The following is a 17,390-nucleotide window of genomic DNA, read 5'->3' as shown; positions in this document are numbered from 1 at the left end:
ATCACCGCGCCGGCAGCCGTACCCCCAGCTCCTCGGCCGCCGCCCGCAGGACCGGCACCATCGCGACCATGTCGTCCATGCTGCGGCGGAAGGCGGGCGCCGCGGTGGACAGCGCGGCGAAGACGGTGCCGTCGGGGCGCAGGACGGGCACGGCGACGGCGCGCAGGCCCGCGTGGTGCTCCTCGTCGGCCGTGGCGTAGCCGCGTCCGGCGGCGCGGGCGACCTCCTCGCGCAGGACGTCCCGGTCGGTGATGCTCCGGGGGCCGTACGGGGTGAGCTCGACGCGGTCGAGGAGGTCCTGGCGGACGTCCTCGGGAGCGAAGGCCATGAGGACCTTGCCCATGGAGGTGCAGTGCAGCGGGCCGTGCCGGCCGGGGTCGCTGCGGACGCCGACCGGCAGCGGGCCGTCGACGTAGTGGACGTAGAGATGGCGGGTGCCGTCGAGGACGGACATCAGGGTGGCCTCCTCGGTCTGCCGCGTCACGCGCTGCATCACGGGGAGGGCGGTGCCGGCGAACCCGTAGACCTGGCCGGCCTGCTGGCCGAGCTGGAAGAGCCGGAGCCCCGGTTTGTAGCGCTTGCCCGCGGTCTCGAACTCCACCAGGCCTTCCCGGCACAGGGAGTTGACCAGCCGGTGCGCGGTGCTGACGGCGACGCCGCTGGCCCGGGCCAGCTCGGAGAGCGTGATGCCGTGCGGGTGCTCGCCGACCAGGACGAGCAGCCGGATCGCCCGGCCCACGACATCGGCCGGCACCTCACTGGTGGCACTCATATCGCGCAGATTACCATTGAGTGGATAAGTTTTCCACTGAATGGAAAAACAGCCATGAGTCATCCTCTCTTCGACGTCACCGGCAAGGTGGCCCTGGTGACCGGTTCGAGCCGTGGCATCGGCCGGGCGCTGGCCGTCGGGCTGCTGGAGGCGGGCTGCACGGTCGTCCTGAACGGCCGCGACACCGTCGCCCTGGAGGCCGCCCGCAAGGAGCTCGCCGAGTCGTTCGGCGACCGGGTCCTGGCCGAGGCCTTCGACGTCACCGACTCCGCCGCGGTCACGGACGCCGTCGCCCGCGTCGAGGACCGCGCCGGGCCGATCGGCATCCTGGTCAACAACACCGGCGCCCAACGCCGCGCCCCGCTCCTCGACTTCACCGACGAGGACTGGCACGGCCTGCTGGACACCAACCTCACCAGCGCCTTCCTCGTCGGCCGCGAGGTCGCCCGGCGCATGGTGCCGCGCGGCCACGGCAAGATCGTCAACATCTGCTCGCTGCAGAGCGAGGCGGTCCGCCCCGGCATCGCGCCCTACTCGGCCACCAAGGGCGGCCTGAAGATGCTCACCAAGGGCATGTGCGCCGACCTCGGCCCGCACGGCATCCAGGTCAACGGCATCGGCCCCGGCTACTTCGACACCGAACTGACCTCCGCCCTGGTCGCCGACGAGGAGTTCAGCGCCTGGGTGCGCGGGCGGACCCCGGCGGGCCGCTGGGGCAAGGTCGAGGACCTCGTCGGCGCCCTGCTCTTCCTGTCCTCCCCCGCCTCCGACTTCGTCAACGGACAGCTCGTGTACGTCGACGGCGGCATGCTTTCCGTCCTGTGACCCCCGAGGAGCCCCCATGCACGCCTGTGTCGTCCACGGAGCCGGTGATCTCCGGGTCGAGGAACGGCCGTACGACGGTCCCGGCGCCGGTGAGGTCGCGGTCGCCGTCGCCCTCGGCGGGATCTGCGGCAGCGACCTGCACTACTACCACCAGGGCCGGGTCGGCGACTTCGCCCTGCGCGAGCCCATGGTGCTGGGCCACGAGGTGGTCGGCCACATCGCCGCCCTCGGCCCCGGCACCGACGGCCCGGCACCGGGCACCCCCGTCGCCGTCCACCCCGCCACGCCCTGCGGCACCTGCCCCGAGTGCACCGGCGGGCGGCGCAACATCTGCGCCCGTACCCGCTATCTCGGCAGCGCCGCCCACACCCCGCACGTGCAGGGCGGGTTCGCGCAGACCATCACCGTGCCCGCCGAACAGATCCGGGCGCTGCCGCCGGGCCTCGGCCTGCGGCGTGCCGTCCTCGCCGAGCCGCTGTCGGTGGCGCTGCACGCCGTCAACCGGGCGGGCGAGGTGCACGGCAAGCGGGTCCTCGTCACCGGCGCGGGACCGATCGGCTGCCTGGTCGTGGCCGCGCTGCGGCGGCGGGGCGCCGCCGAGGTCGTCGTCAGCGACCTCTTCGACGAGCCGCTGCGCATCGCGACGGCGGTCGGCGCCACGGCGACGGTACGGGCCGACCGGCCCGAAGACCCGTCCTGGGCAGGCGACTTCGACGTCGCGATCGAGGCGTCGGGCGCCCCGGCGGGGCTGCGCACCTGTGTGGAACGCGTCCACCGGGGCGGCACCGTCGTCCTGCTCGGCCTGCTTCCGCCGGGCGAGATCGGCCTGTTGGGCAATGTCGTGGTCACCCGGGAACTCGAACTGCGCGGCGCCTTCCGCTTCGACACCGAGTTCGACGAGGCGCTCGCCCTGCTGGCCGAGGGGTTGCCCGTGGACCCGGTCGTGACGCACACCTTCCCGCTGGACCAGTCCGTCGCCGCGTTCGCCGCGGCCCAGGACCGCACGGTGGCCTCCAAGGTGCTGCTGGACCTGTCGGGCACCTGACCGCTCCCGGAGGGGCGGTGGTCCCGGGTACGTTCGTTCACATGCGCATACGAGTGAGGGTCATCGGCGGCGGAATCGGCGGTACGGCAACGGCGTTGGCGCTGCACAAGGCGGGCGCCGACGTCGTCGTGCACGAGGCGCATCCCGACTCGGCCGAGGATCTGGGCGCGTTCCTGACGCTGGCGAGCAACGGCATGCGGGCGCTGGCTCAGCTCGACGCCGACGCCGCCGTCCGGGCGGTCGGGTTCCCGCTGCGCGAGATGCGGCTGCTCGACGCGGCGGGCGAGGAGGCGGGGCGGGGGCCGCTGGGCGAGGCCGACGATCCGCGCCTGCGGTTCCGGTGCGTGCGCCGCGGCGACCTCAACGCCGCGCTCCAGGCGGAGGCGGCGCGCCGGGGCCTCGACGTCCGGCACGGGGTGCGGCTGACCGCCGTCGAGGAGGGCCCGGACGGCGTCACCGCCCGCTTCTCGGACGGCAGCAGTGCGACGGCCGACCTGCTCGTCGGCGCCGACGGCCTCCACTCCACCGTCCGGGAGACCATCGCCCCGGGCGTGCTCCCGCAGTACGCCGGGCAGCGCGTGTTCTACGGCTACACCGGCGCCGCCCGCCCACCGGGCGCCGCCGAGCAGATCACCATGGTGCGCGGCAGCCGGGCCGCCTTCGGGTACGCGGTGTCGCCCGACGGGGAGACGTACTGGTTCGCCCGCGTGGCCGACGTACCGCCGAAGGCGCCCGGCGGGTGGCGGGAGCCGCTGGTGCAGCTGCTGCGCGCGGACGCCGGGCCCGCCGCGGACATCGTCGCGGCCACCCATGACGACATCTTCGCCACCGACGCCGTCGAGATACCCGTCGGCACTCCTTGGCGTTCCGCGCGCACCCTGCTCGTCGGCGACGCGGCCCACGCGGCCTCCCCGGCGACCGGCCAGGGGGCGTCGATGGCGCTGGAGGACGCGGTCGTCCTCGCCAAGTCCCTGCGGGACGCCCCGGATCTCGACGCCGCGCTCACCCGCTACGAGGCGCTGCGCCGCCCCCGCGTGGAACACAACATCACCGTCAGCGGCGCCCTCTCCCGGGGCGGCCGGCCCACCGGCGCGCCCCGCCCCGGCGAGGACGACCTCGAACACCTGCTGGACTGGGACAGCAAGTTGGCGGCCTGAGCGGGCTGCCGGTCAGATCCAGCCGTCCAGGGACTTCATGAACCCGTCGAAGTCGTCGCGGTGGATGGTGTGCCCCGCCCCCGTGACGGTACGGACCTCGAAGCCGCTCGCCCGCAGCCGCGTCACGTCCTCGGCGCCCACCAGGAAGCTGGGGTCGGCGAGTTGGACGAGGGAGGGCACCAGCGGGCGGTCGGGGACGAAGCCGGTGAGGGGGCGGCCGTCGAGGAAGTACGAGGTGTCCGCGTCCCAGTCGGCCAGCGTGGCCACCTCGACGTCGACGTCCTCGGGGTCCCAGTGCGGGTTGAACTGGGCTATGTGCTCCCGGGTGATGTTCTTGCCGGACGCGAACACCTCCGGGTCCAGCGGCTGTTCGGGGTCGGGGGACGCCCAGGCCGGGTCGGAGTAGACGGCCCGCGCGGGGCGCAGCCGCTCCACCGCCAGGGACAGGGCGAGCCCGCCGAGGGAATGGCCGATGACCACGTCGGCACCGGTCGGCAAGGTGTCGACGAGGTCGTCCGCGAAGTACTGGGGGGTGTACTCGCCGCGCGGGGAGCGGCCGTGGCCGCGCAGGTCGACCGCGATCACCCGGTAACCGCGCCCCGCGAGGGCCGGTCCGACCCGGCGCCAGGTGCGGGAGTCGGACATGATGCCGTGGACGAGCAGGGCCGTCCGGTCGCCGGTGCCCCATTCACGGGTGTGGAGTTGCACGGAATTCCTTTCGCTCCGGTGGGTGTGCCGCAGTCAGTGTGCGGGTTTCTCCCAGACGGAGACATGCCGGCCGCTGTCGTGACCGAACGGCTCGCGCGTCCACCCCTCCCACCGCTCCCGCAGCCGCAGCCCGGCGAGCCGCGCCATCAGGTCCAGTTCGGCGGGCCAGACGTAGCGGAAGGGGATCTCGAAGTACGTCGCCTGCCCGTCCGCGACCCTGACGTGGTGCGAACTCATCGCCTGGGTCGCCGTGTCGTAGGTGTCGAACCCCAGCCGCTCCGCACCGACATGGAACGGTACGGCGTGCTGCCCTGGCGGCAGTTTCCGCAGTTCGGGGACCATGACCTCGACGACGAAGCAGCCGCCGGGCGCCAGATGGTCGGAGACGTTGCGGAAGCAGGCCACCTGGGCGTCCTGCGTGGTGAGGTTCATGATCGTGTTGAAGACGAGGTAGGCGACCGAGAAGGGGCCGTCGACCCTCGTCGTCGCGAAGTCGCCGATCGTGACGCCGATCGCGTCACCGCCCGGCTTGGCGCGCAGTCGGGCGACCATGGCCTGGGAGAGATCGATGCCGTGGACCGGGACACCGCGGGCCGCGAGCGGCAGCGCGATGCGTCCGGTGCCGATGCCGAGCTCAAGTGCCCTGCCATGACCGGCCAGTCCGGCCAGTCCGGCCAGTCCGGCCAGTTCGGCCAGGAAGTCGACGGCCGGTCGCACGGACTCCGGCTGGAACATGTCCGCCAACGACTCGTCGTAGGTCGCCGCGATGTGCTCTGGGAAGTACCCGTCCTCGTCGTCCACGCTCGGACCGTACTGCGCGGGGGGAGGGCCTCGCGCGCGAATTTGTCAGTGCCCTCAACGGCGGGAGCGGCGCGGTTCCGTGCGGGGCGGGTTGATGAACTGGAGGGTGAGGGTGGCCGGCGGGTCGGCCAGGCCGGGGCCGCCGGCCGCCACCCACTCCAGGACGTCGTCCGTGCAGGCGTCGTCGCCGGACCAGCCGATCCAGGTCGCCCGGCCGCCGCGCCGCCGGCCCTCGCCGGAGGGCTGCACGACCAGGACGTTGGCCTGATCGCAGGGGCCCAGGCAGTCGGTCGTACGGACCGCGAGCCGGCCCCCGGACTCCGCGGCGGCGGCCCGCAACCGGTCCAGCTGCCACTGGTGGTCGACCCCCGGGTGCTTGCGCGCGTCACCGCAGCAGCAGCCGCGGCACAGCACGAGGGTGCACGGCCGGGCACCGGCGGCCCCGAACACGACCCGGCTTCTCGGCACGCTCACGCCATCCCCTCCCGGCGACACATCGACGTCCAAGATCGTACGTACTTGTACGGCGCACTCAGACCGCGGCCGTCACAACCGTTGACGGGGACATGCCCTCTCCCTATCTTCTGACCGGAATCACGAACTACGTTCGACATTACGGACAGGGACGGTCTCGTATGCCTCGGACTCACCTCAGGAGAACCCCCTTGAGACGCAACGCCGTTCGCCTGCTGCTGGCTCTGCTGGTGGCGCTCACCGCGGCGCTGGGCACCGCCCCCGCCCAGGCCGCCGTGCCCGACTCCCCCGCGGTCACCTACACCAACCCGATCGCCGAGAAGCGAGCCGACCCGCACATCTTCAAACACACCGACGGCTACTACTACTTCACCGCGACCGTCCCCGAGTACGACCGCATCGTGCTGCGCCGGGCCACCACCCTCCAGGGCCTGTCCACGGCCTCCGAGGTCACCATCTGGACCAAGCACGGCAGCGGCGTGATGGGCGCGCACATCTGGGCGCCGGAGATCCACTACATCGACGGCAAGTGGTACGTGTACTTCGCCGCCGGCTCGACGAGTGACGTGTGGGCGATCCGCATGTACGTCCTCGAAGGCACCGGCGCCAACCCGCTGACGGCGACCTGGACCGAGAAGGGCCAGATCACCACCACGTGGGAGAGCTTCTCGCTGGACGCGACCACGTTCGTCGTGAACGGCGTGCGGTATCTGGCGTGGGCGCAGCGCAACCCGGCGGAGGACAACAACACCAGCATCTTCCTCGCGAAGATGGCCAACCCCTGGACCATTCAAGGGACTCCGGCCGAACTGTCGCAGCCGACGCTGTCCTGGGAGACGGTCGGCTACAAGGTCAACGAGGGCCCGGCGGTGATCCAGCACGGCGGCAAGGTCTTCCTGACGTACTCCGCCTCGGCGACCGACGCCAACTACTGCCTGGGGATGCTGACCGCGTCGGCGACCGCCGACCTGACCAACCCGGCGTCCTGGACGAAGAGTTCGACACCGGTGTTCCAGAGCAACGCCTCGACCTCGCAGTACGGGCCGGGCCACAACTCCTTCACCACGTCCGAGGACGGCAAGTCGGACATCCTCGTCTACCACGACCGCGGCTACAAGGACATCAGCGGCGACCCCCTGAACGACCCCAACCGCCGCACCCGGGTGCAGAAGGTCTACTGGAAGGCGGACGGCACCCCGGACTTCGGCATCCCGGTCGCCGACGGCGTCACGCCGAAGCGCTTCTCCTCGTACAACTTCCCGGACCGGTTCATCCGCCACTGGGAGTACCGGGCGAAGATCGAGGCGAACGTCGCGCCGCTCGCCGACTCGCAGTTCCGGGTCGTCACCGGTCTCGCGGGCACCGGCACGGTCTCGCTGGAGTCGGCCAACTTCCCCGGCTACTACCTGCGGCACAAGAACTACGAGGTGTGGGTGGAGAAGAACGACGGCACGTCGGCCTTCGCCGCCGACGCGAGCTTCTACCAGCGATCCGGGCTGGCGGACTCGGCGGGGATCTCGTACGAGGCGTACAACCTCGCCGGCCGGTACGTCCGGCACTACGACTACCTGCTCTATGTGCAGACACCGGCCACGGCGACGGACCGGGGGGATGCCACGTTCTACGCCCAGTAGCCGCTCCGTGGCATGGCCGAACAGGTTCCGAGCGGCGCTGATGTCGGCGGCGGCAGCGTGTCTCGCGCTGTCGCTGACCGGCTGCGCGAAGGTCGACACGACCGCGCCCAGCACCGCCCGGGCCGCAGTTGCCGGCGCCGGGGAAGGCGGAGCCGGGGAAGGTGTACCGCTGAGGGCCGGTGCTCAGAAGACGACGGACCAGCCTTCCCGGGCGGCCTGTTCCTTGGTGTACGAGACGCCGTGGACCTTCAGTCCCTTGGTGTCGAAGAGGGTGATCTCGCCGCCGTGGTTGCCGAGTTGGGCGCCGCCCTCGGCGAGCGGGACGAGGAGGCAGGCGCCGGCGGCCAGCGTCCCGGCGGGCACCGGGGACTTCTGCCCCAGCCGGTCGCCGATGCGCCACCCGGTGAGGTCGACGGCGTCGGGCGAGGCGTTGAGCAGCGTGACGGTCTCCGCCTCGGGGGACGGGCCGGGCGGATTGACGAGCGCGGCGACGATCCGCACGGGCACGGTGCCCGGCTCCGGCCGGTTGCCGTCGACGTCGTCGAGGGTGTGCCCGGTGACGTCGTCGGTGTGCCAGGACTGGCTCTGGAAGGCGAGGAAGATGCCGACCCAGCGGTCCAGGCCGGGGAAGTGGATCAGGACTCCCCCGTCCTGCCACACCCCGTCGTCAGCGCGGAAGCGGCCGCTGTTGCCCTGGTTCATGTGGATGTCGTGGATGCCGTTGCCCGGCAGGAAGCCGAACACCTTGTCCTTGACGCCCGGTTCGGGCCCGAAGCGCTCGCCGAAGAGATACACCCGGGCGTCGGGGTCGGCGACGGCCCGCTGTACGTAGTGGTCGAGGAGGTCGGCGAGGTCGTTGCCGTCGCCGGGGAGGTCCGGGGGCAGGGTGCGCATCTTCGCCGGGTCGAAGAGATTGCCGCGCACGAAGTCGAGGTTGGGCCCGCCGGGGCCGGGCGGCAGGGTGTTCCACCCACTGGCCAGCCCCGCGAGCCGGGCGGTGACGGGGTGCCGGAAGTCCTCGTCGACGAGGTAGAGCAACTCCGGAGGGCGCTCCTGGGACAGCACGTTGACGGCGGCGCGGTAGTGGACGCCCTGATCGTCCGTCAGATGGATCTGGTAGTGCGGAGTGTCGGTGGCACCCTCACGCCGGGTGCCGACAGCCTTGGTGATCAGTACGCCGTAGGCCTTCAGTGGCATGGCGATCAACTCCCCCTGTTGACGGGCGGAATGCCCGTCCGTGAGGGAAATCGTAGGGCGCGTGCGCACCACCGGGTGGCGCGTTCCGGTCGACGTACGCCGGTCGGCCGACCGGCGACTGCACCAACCCTGTGAGCCGGCTACGAATACGCCGCTGAACTGCCAGGATTCCTTAAGATCGTTGCGTGGTCACCTTCTTCCTCGAACGCACGGTCCCGCTCCCGCGGGCCGAGACCTGGCGCCGCCTCACGGAATGGCCCCGCCATGGGGATGTGGTCCCCCTGACCCGGGTCACCGTCGAGACGCCGGGCCCGACGGGGGTGGGCACGGTGTTCGTGGCCCGTACGGGGGTGGGCCCACTGGCTTTCGACGACCGCATGGAGGTAGTGGCCTGGCACCCGCCGACGGAAGGGATCGCCGGGTTCTGCCGGCTGGAGAAGCGGGGGCGGGTCGTCACCGGGTGGGCGGAGATCGAGGTGGGGGTGGGGCCGGGTGGGCGGAGCCGGGTGGTGTGGCGGGAGGAGTTGGGGTTCCGGTTTCTGCCGAGGGTGGTTGATCCGGTGACTCTGCGGGTGGCTCGGTATGTGTTCGGGCGGGCGGTGAATCGATTGCTGAGGATGCAGTGACGCTGGCGGCCGGGGTCGTTTCAGCCGCGGCCGCCCGACAGCTTCTCCCGGAGCGCGGCCAGCGCCTCATCCGTGGAGAGGGCGCCCGACGTCTGGATGACTTCGGAACCGCGACCGTCCCTTGTTTCGACGACGTCAGCGTCGGCCTCCGTATCCGCCGCACGTGATCTGATGACCTGCTGCTGGTGCTGCTCGAAGCGGGTCTGCGCCTCGGCGTACTGGCGCTCCCACTCCTCGCGCTGCTTCTCGTAGCCCTCGAGCCAGTCGTTGGTCTCGGGGTCGAAGCCCTCGGGGTAGATGTAGTTGCCCTGGTCGTCGTACGAGGCAGCCATGCCGTACAGGGTCGGGTCGAACTCGACCGAGGCCGGGTCGGCACCGAAGGACTCGTTGGCCTGCTTCAGCGAGAGGCTGATGCGACGACGCTCGAGGTCGATGTCGATGACCTTGACGAAGATCTCGTCGTTGACCTGGACGACCTGCTCCGGGATCTCCACGTGGCGCTCGGCCAGCTCGGAGATGTGGACCAGACCCTCGATGCCCTCGTCCACGCGGACGAACGCACCGAACGGAACCAGCTTGGTGACCTTACCCGGGACGACCTGACCGATCTGGTGCGTGCGGGCGAACTGCTGCCACGGGTCCTCCTGCGTCGCCTTCAGCGACAGGGAGACACGCTCGCGGTCCATGTCGACGTCGAGGACCTCGACGGTGACTTCCTGGCCGACCTCGACAACCTCGGACGGGTGGTCGATGTGCTTCCAGGACAGCTCGGAGACGTGGACCAGACCGTCGACGCCACCCAGGTCCACGAAGGCACCGAAGTTGACGATCGAGGAGACCACACCGGAACGGACCTGACCCTTCTGTAGGGTCGTGAGGAACGTCTGGCGGGCCTCGGACTGGGTCTGCTCCAGCCAGGCACGGCGGGACAGGACCACGTTGTTGCGGGCCTTGTCCAACTCGATGATCTTCGCTTCCAGTTCCTTGCCCACATAGGGTTTCAGGTCGCGAATGCGGCGCATCTCCACCAGGGAGGACGGCAGGAAACCGCGCAACCCGATGTCGAGGATGAGACCACCCTTGACGACCTCGATGACGGTACCGGTGACGATGCCGTCCTCTTCCTTGATCTTCTCGACGATGCCCCAGGCACGCTCGTACTGGGCGCGCTTCATCGAGAGGATCAGGCGGCCTTCCTTGTCCTCCTTCTGCAGGACCACGGCCTCGATCGCATCGCCCACCGCCACGATCTCGTGCGGGTCGACGTCGTGCTTGATCGAGAGCTCGCGGCTCGGGATGACACCTTCGGTCTTGTAACCGATGTCGAGCAGAACCTCGTCCCGGTCGACCTTCACGACGACGCCGTCGACGATGTCGCCGTCGTTGAAGTACTTGATCGTCATGTCGATCGCGGCGAGGAAGGCTTCCCCGTCACCGATGTCGTTGACCGCAACCTGCGGGATGTGCCGGGTCAGCTGTCGCATCGCCTCGTCGTACGACCGGTACTCGGCGCCCTCGGTCGCCCAGTCGCGGGGCGCGCTGGTCAACGTCAGCAGCGCTGTCGACCCTCCGGCATCTCGCCCGTCGTCCTCGGCGGCCATCCTGCGGCAGGCGTGTGCGGAGGCCTGAGCCAGCCGGGTCACCGGATGTGCCTCGCCGAGCAACCTGCCTGCGCGCCGCGCCTGTTCGGCCAGAACCTCGGCGGTGCGCTCGGCCCTGCCGGGTTCCTCCAGGGCGCGTACGGTCTCGACCTGGGCCGTGACGAGGTTGCCCAGCGCCGCCACCGAACGGGCGTGCTCGGGGCCCAGCCGTGCCTCCAGTCTCCGGGTGATGGAGGCGAGTTGCCCGACGGCTCGGTCCAGGCGGGCGGGTGAACGGGCCACCCGGGCCGCCTCCACCTGGGCCGCGGCCAGATCGGCCTGCACACCAAGGGCCTGGGGGTGATCAGCGCCGAGCAGAGCGGCGAGCCTCTGCGCGGCCACCTCCAGGACCTGGACGGCCGTCTCCAGGGCTTGGCGATCCGCCCTCCGCAGGGCGGCTCCCATGCGGGCCACGGCGAGGTTGGCGACGGAAAGGAAGGCACGGGGGCTGTTCTCCCTCAGCTGACGGACCAACTGCCAGGCACTCTCGCCCAGTTCGGACAGGGCCTGGTCCCCACGAAGCACCGCAGGCTGATCGAGTCCGAGGTGCAGTTGCACGGTGGCCAGCAGTTCGCGCGCCGCCCGGCTGCGGGCTGGATCGACCGAGGCGAGCAACGACTGGGCCTGGCCTGCCATGAGGCGGGCGGTTCCCCTGTCACCAAGACTCAGCACGACAGCGGCCAGATTGGTCCACGTGGTGAGGTCCAGCAGCGCCTCGCCGGCGTGGTCCGCCGCCAGCGCGTCCAGCAGAAGCCGGTGGACCTCTTCCCGCCGCCCCAGGGACATGCCCACCGACGCGAGGGCGTTGGCCAGCGCGAGCGCCCCGCCGATCTCCAAGTGCTGATGGACATAGGCGTTCAGCGCGTCGAACAGCCGCGCCGCTTCGTGGCGCAGCCCCAGGTCCCGCAGCAGCCGGCCCAGGTGTATGCCCTCGGCGAGCTCCTCCGCGGTCCACGCGGCGGGGTTGAGCTCGGGATTCAGGGTCGTCACGAACCCCATCAAGGACGGCACGTGGGTGAACCGGAGGCCGTCCGGATCGGCGAGCGCCTCTTCGGCGCACACTACTGCGGCGCTGAAGGAGTCAATCACGGAATTCCTCCTCCCACGTGTCCACGATCTCGTGAAGGACGCGTAGCTGCACGGGCGCCAAGTCCCAGGCCTCCACGACGCCTTCGGCCTCCGCCCGCTTGAATCCGCGGAGCAGGGACATCCCGGAGGCGTACTTCCTGCTGGTCCTGCCGTCCGGTGCCGGCCACTCATCGGGCGGAGATTCGGCATCCGGGCCCGCATCCTGCGGTGGAGCGCCAAGCAGCAGTCTCAACTGGTTCTCGGCCGACAGCGCTTCGAACACCTCGACCGCCGAGCTGATGGCACCCGCCGCCACGGCGTTCTCCGCTCCGTCGCGCAGCCGCCGTGCGAGGGCGGGGTCGAGGACGATGCCGACGACCGCGGGGACCTTTCCATCGGTGCGCCGCTCCACCGGACCACCGGCGTATCCGGCGTAGTCGTGGACGGCCCGGTCCAAGGCGAGCTCGATGACGTGGACCGGGCGCCCGTCTCCGATCCGCCGGTCGGGCGATATCTCGTCCACGGTGCCTCTGAGGCCCGCCGCCACCGGTCCGGGACGATAGGGCGCCCGCCAGTCGTCGCCCTTGACGGCGTGGTCGGTCAACGGCGTCGCGTAGTCGACACGCGGGTCCGGCAGGAAGCTGACCAGGGCGAGTCCGACGTCCTCCGCCACCTCGTAGACCATGCCCGTCAGTACCGCGCCGGCGGACGTGTGCAGGTCGATCCGGTCCCCGGGCACCAGGCCCTGGACGCAGGCTGTCGTGGTGAGCACATAGGACCTGGCCAGAAAGAACCCACCACCGAGCAGGGCTCCCTCGTGGGACAGTGCCACCCAGTAATCGTCGTGTCCCATCGAGTACCTCAGGTCCTGCTCATCGGCGACGCCGGGGCCGTGTCAAACACAGTGCGCCGCCTCGTGGTGCGTCGGCGGCGCCTGCTACGAGAGTACTAGCGGCAGGGCGTGTTCGTGCCGATTGAGCGCCCCTTCTCCCTTTCTGGGCCCAGGAGTTCAGCCCCGGCCCAGTACCCGGCGGGCGCCCGCGATCACCGCCGTGGCCAGGACCCACCCGGAGACGACGAGGAAGACCGCCACGGCCTTGCTCGCTCCCGTCGGATCCCACGCGCCGCGGTAACCGAGGCTCGCGACGGGCACGAGCAGGTCGAGGCTGTACAGGACGGGGTCCCAGGCCCGGCTGCTGCTTCCGCCGACGGGCTGCGGCCGGTGATGCGCGAACCACAGGGCGCCCAGTGTCGCCAGCGACAGCAGCCAGACCAGAGCGCGGCGAGGTGCGTAGCCGTAGCCGAACAGCGTGTCCTGGACGAGTCCCCAAAACCGCCCGGACAAGCGGTCGTTGCGGCTGAGATGACGCTCGCGGGCGTGCCGTACCATGCGGGCGGAGCGTTCGTCGCCGCCGTTCTGGTACGACGTCGCCAGTTGCTCGAAAGCACCCGCACCGACCCGGGCATCTCGGGTCAACCACCCTATGCGGGACCGCACTTCGACGGGACGCTCGGTCTCCAGGCGCCGGTAGACGAAGCCCTCCAGGGACAGTGCGCCGGGTGCGGGCCAAGTGGCCTCGGCGTCCACCAGTACGTCGACCACGGCGTCCTGGAGCACCACCCGGCCCGCGGGCCGCTCCCGCAGGTCGAGGCGGAGGCGCGGCACCCGCAGCCGGGCGGCCAGCAGCGACCCCGCGGGCTCGGCCAGCACGGCGTCGTGCAGGGTGACCACTCCGCCGATCTCGGCGGCCCGCAGCAGGAGTTGCCCGGTGCTGCGGAATCCCCAGTCCGCGTAGAACCCGCCACCGCAGACGAGTCCGGTGGCGTCAATGCCGCCCACCGAGGCGGCGTGGAGGTTCACGGCGTAGGTGACGCGTGCGTCCCGCAGATAGAGCGCCCCCGTGGTGTCCAGCCCGCGCGCCTGCAGTGAGCCGGCGACGGTAAGACGCGGCGCGAGCAACGACCAGGCCTCGCTGTGAGGCACCGTCATCCCTTCGAGTACGAGGTTGCCGCCGATCCGCGCGTCCGCGAGGCCGATCGCCCCCGCGACCTCCCCCTCCTGGAGTCGTCGCGGCATGCGCATACCATCCCCGCTCTCCGAGGGATCGGTCATGGGCCGGGGTTCATCGCTGCCGTCCCCCACCCGCGCCCCAGCCAGCCGGACTTCGCCGTCGACGACCAGTCGGTCCGCCCTCAGGGTGGGCAGCCTGGAACCGGACAGGTCAAGGGCGGGGGCCGCGAGCCCGGTCAGGTCGACGGGTTCCTCGAAGACGCAGTCGACGAGCGCGAGTGCCCGTTGGAGGCGACGGTGGCCGAGGTCAAAGGAGCCTGTGACGCGCAACCCTTCGAAGTGATGCGGCGGTCCCGCGGCCGTATCCCGCGCAAGCATCGCGGCAATCAGCGTCGCGGCGGCGACCGTGCCGGAGAGCACGGGCGTGCGGTTCGAGCGCCGGATTCCCCCGCTGCGTGCCATGGTCCATCCCCCGTCGGTCCGTTGGTCGTCCCTTCATACTGATTCCATGGAGCATCCTGCACCCGAGATCCCCGAGGTATTCGGCGACAAAGCCGTGGACGGGCCGTTCGCCGAGTGGCTGGCGATGAACAAACTGGCCTTGGACGACCCGGAGTTGCACGACACTGGTCACAGTGGCGGGAGGCTCGTTTCGGCCTATCTCCGCGGGGACGTGGGCCGGTTCCGCGAAGGGATGAGGATCATCAAGCTCATCGCACCGTCCCCCGACGCCATCGCCGAGCCACCCAATCACCTGTTGGCGCTGAAGAGCGGGGTTCCGGACACCCAGGACTTCATCGACCGCCACCTTGTCGACCTGGGACTTGACTTCCACTGGAAGATGCCGGACGGCTCATGGGTGATGTTCCAATACCCCGCGGGAGACGGGGAGGTGGACACCGAGACCCTGGCGAACCTGAGGCTCTCCCCGCGGTTGCCCCGCGTCGCGGCCGAGATCGTCCGGCAGGTCCTCGCCGGCTGGAACCCGACAGCCCGACCCTCCGAGAAAAGACTGACGGCCGCGGAGTTCGTCACGGAGCTATTGGGCAGACGCCTCGAACCACACGGCCCGTTGAGCTCGTGGGTACGCGAATGGCTCGGGCCGGAGTGGGAGAGCCAAGCGTGGTTCTCGTTGGCTGCGGGCTCGCGCCCCCTGCCCAACCCCATGTTCCTGGGCGCCGATTCGCCGTTCGGAACACACCGCGTTCGGTTCGCCATGCGGGGTCGCGCACACGGCGATCTGCATCCGGGCAACATCATGGTGCCGGTGCGGGACGCCGCCTCCTCGGACGAGTTCTGGCTCGTGGACCTGTCCCGGTTCGACGAGAACGCGCTCCTGGCCAGGGACCCTCTGCACCTGCTGATGTGCCTCATCGCGGACGGCTTCCTCCCGCATCTGTCCGGCGCGGCCCGGCTGGAGCTGATCAACGCACTCGTCCGTCCCGATCCACGCTGCGAGGGACAACTGCTTCCCCAGGGGCTGGTCGCCCTGATGACCGGGGTACGGCAGGCGATGGTCGATTGGGGCAGCGACAAGCAGATCAATCCCGGCTGGCGGCAGCAGCAGTGGTCTCTGGCGCTCCAGGCATGTGCACTGATGGTGACCTCACGTCGCTGGTACCCCGACTGCGACCGCTGGTGGTTCTACCGGCTCGCGGCGGAGGCCGGTGCGGCGTATCTGGAGTCGATGAACGCGAAGTTCCCCGACAGCGCACCGCTCCTGGACCAGGCGCGGCTGGAGGTACCGGCGTTCAACGGCCGAGTCGCCACCCGGTTGCGACGACCGGTGGTACGTGACGGGGCGGAGGTGCCGACGAAGGGCGCCGTGCCCGCCAACGTAGTCGCGGAACCAGCGTCACACAGCACAGGGCGGGAGGTGCTCCAGGAGATCTGGACGGGTTTCTCGCGTACCCGGAAGCAACTGGAGGGCATCCGCCTCAGTCAGCTTCGGTCGGCGGACATGCTGGCGATCAGCCGTCGCGCCACGCATTTCAGGCAGGTTCTGGGCGAGCCTTTGTTCCTGGAGTCTCGCCTGGGAGGTGACGTGGCCCCTGGGCCTCTACTGCACGTTCGGGACGCGCTGCGATCGGTGGCTAATGAGACAGCCGCACTGGTACAGGTCCTGGACAACAACTTGCGGATCTTGGCGCTGGCCACGGCGACGGAGATGCCGCCGACGTTCACCAACGTCGTGAAGGCCCTGGACGACCTTCTCGACGCCGTCAGCAGAGCCGCAGCCCCTCAGGCCACCGACCCGATCCGCCCAGTCGGCGTCGAAGACGTCACGTCGTGATGGATCGGCGTGTGCGCGCCGGTCAGTGACACCCCGCTCCCCCCGCGCCGATTGGCGACGATCTCCGCGCCGATCGACAACGCTGTCTCCTCCGGCGTCCGTGCCCCGAGGTCCAGGCCGATCGGGGAGCGCAGTCGGGCCAGCTCCAGTTCCGTCACGCCGACTTCACGCAGGCGTTCGTTGCGGTCCAGGTGGGTTCGGCGGGAGCCCATCGCGCCGATGTAGGCGACCGGCAGGCGCAGGGCGAGTTGGAGCAGGGGTATGTCGAACTTCGCGTCGTGGGTCAGGACGCACAGGACAGTACGGGCGTCCACCGGCGTCCGCTCCAGGTACTTGTGCGGCCACTCCACCACGATCTCGTCCGCCTCCGGGAAGCGGGTCCTCGTCGCGAACACGGGGCGCGCGTCGCACACTGTGACGTGGTAGCCGAGGAACTTGCCGACCCGTACCAGCGCCGACGCGAAGTCGATCGCGCCGAAGACGATCATTCGGGGGGCCGGGACCGAGGACTCGACCAGGATCGTGAGCGGGGCTCCGCAGCGTGAGCCCCGTTCTCCAATCTCCAGCGTGCCCGTGCGGCCCGCGTCCAGGAACGCGGCCGCCTCCGCCGCGACCGTGCGGTCCAGCTCGGGGTGGGCGCCGTAGCCGCCGGCGTAGCCGGTCTCCGTACGCACGAGCAGCGCCCGTCCCAGCAGCTCCGCCGGCCCCGACACCACGCGAGCCAGTGCCGCCGCCTCGCCGCTCGACGCGGCGGCCAGGCCTGCCGTGATGACGTCGCGGACCGGGTCTCCCGCCCGTACCGGCGTCACCAGGATGTCGATGATGCCGCCGCAGGTCAGGCCGACCGCGAAGGCGTCGTCGTCGCTGTAGCCGAAGCGTTCCAGGACCGTCTCGCCGTCCTCCAGCGCCTGCCGGCACAGCTCGTACACCGCGCCCTCCACGCAACCGCCGGAGACCGAGCCGATCGCCGTGCCGTCGGCGTCGACCGCGAGGGCGGCGCCGGGCTGGCGAGGGGCGCTGCCGCCGACGGCCACCACGGTGGCCACGGCGAAGTCGCGTCCCTGCTCGACCCACCGGTGCAGCTCTTCGGCGATGTCCAGCATCTCTCGGTCTCCTAACGGAAGGTGGGGAGAAGGGCG

At 70.6% G+C, this 17,390-nt stretch carries 15 protein-coding genes; 6 read left to right on the top strand and 9 right to left on the bottom strand.

What is annotated here, in order from left to right:
• Position 1: 1 nt before the first annotated feature.
• Positions 2-772 carry an IclR family transcriptional regulator gene (locus CRP56_RS33440; protein WP_097270391.1) on the bottom strand — a complete coding sequence of 257 codons (771 nt, stop codon included), beginning with the start codon at positions 770-772 and terminating at the stop codon, positions 2-4.
• A gap of 54 nt (positions 773-826) precedes the next feature.
• Between CRP56_RS33440 and CRP56_RS33435 the strand changes: the two genes are divergently transcribed.
• Genes CRP56_RS33435 through CRP56_RS33425 form a run of 3 tightly spaced genes read left to right on the top strand, consistent with a single transcriptional unit; the run spans position 827 to position 3,799 of the window.
• Complete coding sequence (locus tag CRP56_RS33435) at positions 827-1,597, top strand: SDR family oxidoreductase (protein WP_097270389.1); 771 nt, start codon at positions 827-829, stop codon at positions 1,595-1,597.
• Between the two features lie 16 nt (positions 1,598-1,613).
• Entirely contained in the window at positions 1,614-2,642 is a 1,029-nt protein-coding gene (locus tag CRP56_RS33430; protein ID WP_097270387.1) for an L-idonate 5-dehydrogenase, read from the top strand.
• 41 nt (positions 2,643-2,683) lie between these two features.
• A complete protein-coding gene (locus CRP56_RS33425; protein WP_097270385.1) occupies positions 2,684-3,799 on the top strand; it encodes an FAD-dependent oxidoreductase in 1,116 nt (371 codons plus the stop codon).
• Positions 3,800-3,811: 12 nt separating this feature from the next.
• On the opposite strand, the gene CRP56_RS33420 is transcribed toward CRP56_RS33425, so the two are convergent.
• Genes CRP56_RS33420 through CRP56_RS33410 form a run of 3 tightly spaced genes read right to left on the bottom strand, consistent with a single transcriptional unit; the run spans position 3,812 to position 5,782 of the window.
• The gene (locus CRP56_RS33420) at positions 3,812-4,507 is read right to left on the bottom strand and encodes an alpha/beta fold hydrolase (RefSeq protein ID WP_097270383.1); all 696 of its coding nucleotides are present in this window, start codon (positions 4,505-4,507) and stop codon (positions 3,812-3,814) included.
• A gap of 33 nt (positions 4,508-4,540) precedes the next feature.
• Positions 4,541-5,308 (bottom strand): class I SAM-dependent DNA methyltransferase, encoded by a 768-nt coding sequence (locus CRP56_RS33415; RefSeq protein WP_097270381.1) that lies wholly within the window; start codon positions 5,306-5,308, stop codon positions 4,541-4,543.
• 54 nt (positions 5,309-5,362) lie between these two features.
• On the bottom strand, positions 5,363-5,782 hold the full coding sequence (locus CRP56_RS33410) for a (2Fe-2S) ferredoxin domain-containing protein (RefSeq protein WP_097270379.1): 420 nt from the start codon (positions 5,780-5,782) through the stop codon (positions 5,363-5,365).
• Between the two features lie 191 nt (positions 5,783-5,973).
• Here CRP56_RS33410 and CRP56_RS33405 point away from each other — a divergent pair, with 191 nt between their 5' ends.
• Positions 5,974-7,416, top strand: coding sequence for a family 43 glycosylhydrolase (locus CRP56_RS33405; RefSeq protein ID WP_257041364.1), 1,443 nt, complete (start codon positions 5,974-5,976; stop codon positions 7,414-7,416).
• A 183-nt stretch (positions 7,417-7,599) separates the two neighbouring features.
• On the opposite strand, the gene CRP56_RS33400 is transcribed toward CRP56_RS33405, so the two are convergent.
• Positions 7,600-8,613: a DUF2278 family protein gene (locus CRP56_RS33400; protein WP_097270375.1), complete on the bottom strand. Its 1,014-nt coding sequence runs from the start codon at positions 8,611-8,613 to the stop codon at positions 7,600-7,602.
• A gap of 185 nt (positions 8,614-8,798) precedes the next feature.
• Here CRP56_RS33400 and CRP56_RS33395 point away from each other — a divergent pair, with 185 nt between their 5' ends.
• Positions 8,799-9,239, top strand: a complete 441-nt coding sequence (locus CRP56_RS33395; protein WP_097270373.1) for an Immediate-early protein 2 — start codon at positions 8,799-8,801, stop codon at positions 9,237-9,239.
• A gap of 20 nt (positions 9,240-9,259) precedes the next feature.
• On the opposite strand, the gene rpsA is transcribed toward CRP56_RS33395, so the two are convergent.
• From rpsA to CRP56_RS33380, 3 genes are all read right to left on the bottom strand, one after another.
• Entirely contained in the window at positions 9,260-10,723 is a 1,464-nt protein-coding gene (rpsA, locus tag CRP56_RS33390) for a 30S ribosomal protein S1 (RefSeq protein WP_097274691.1), read from the bottom strand.
• A gap of 1,237 nt (positions 10,724-11,960) precedes the next feature.
• A complete protein-coding gene (locus CRP56_RS33385) occupies positions 11,961-12,800 on the bottom strand; it encodes a hypothetical protein (protein WP_097270371.1) in 840 nt (279 codons plus the stop codon).
• 156 nt (positions 12,801-12,956) lie between these two features.
• Positions 12,957-14,420, bottom strand: coding sequence for a hypothetical protein (locus CRP56_RS33380; RefSeq protein ID WP_143664963.1), 1,464 nt, complete (start codon positions 14,418-14,420; stop codon positions 12,957-12,959).
• A 46-nt stretch (positions 14,421-14,466) separates the two neighbouring features.
• Here CRP56_RS33380 and CRP56_RS33375 point away from each other — a divergent pair, with 46 nt between their 5' ends.
• A complete protein-coding gene (locus tag CRP56_RS33375) occupies positions 14,467-16,251 on the top strand; it encodes a hypothetical protein (protein ID WP_097270366.1) in 1,785 nt (594 codons plus the stop codon).
• Here the strand turns inward: CRP56_RS33375 and CRP56_RS33370 are convergent.
• Complete coding sequence (locus CRP56_RS33370; protein ID WP_097270364.1) at positions 16,200-17,354, bottom strand: XdhC family protein; 1,155 nt, start codon at positions 17,352-17,354, stop codon at positions 16,200-16,202. The genes CRP56_RS33375 and CRP56_RS33370 overlap by 52 nt on opposite strands.
• Between the last annotated feature and the right edge of the window lie 36 nt (positions 17,355-17,390).

This window comes from Streptomyces sp. TLI_55 (genome assembly GCF_900206255.1).
Classification (GTDB): domain Bacteria; phylum Actinomycetota; class Actinomycetes; order Streptomycetales; family Streptomycetaceae; genus Streptomyces; species Streptomyces aquilus.
Note: the sequence above shows the minus strand (reverse complement) of the source record. Positions and strands in the feature narration are given on the sequence as shown.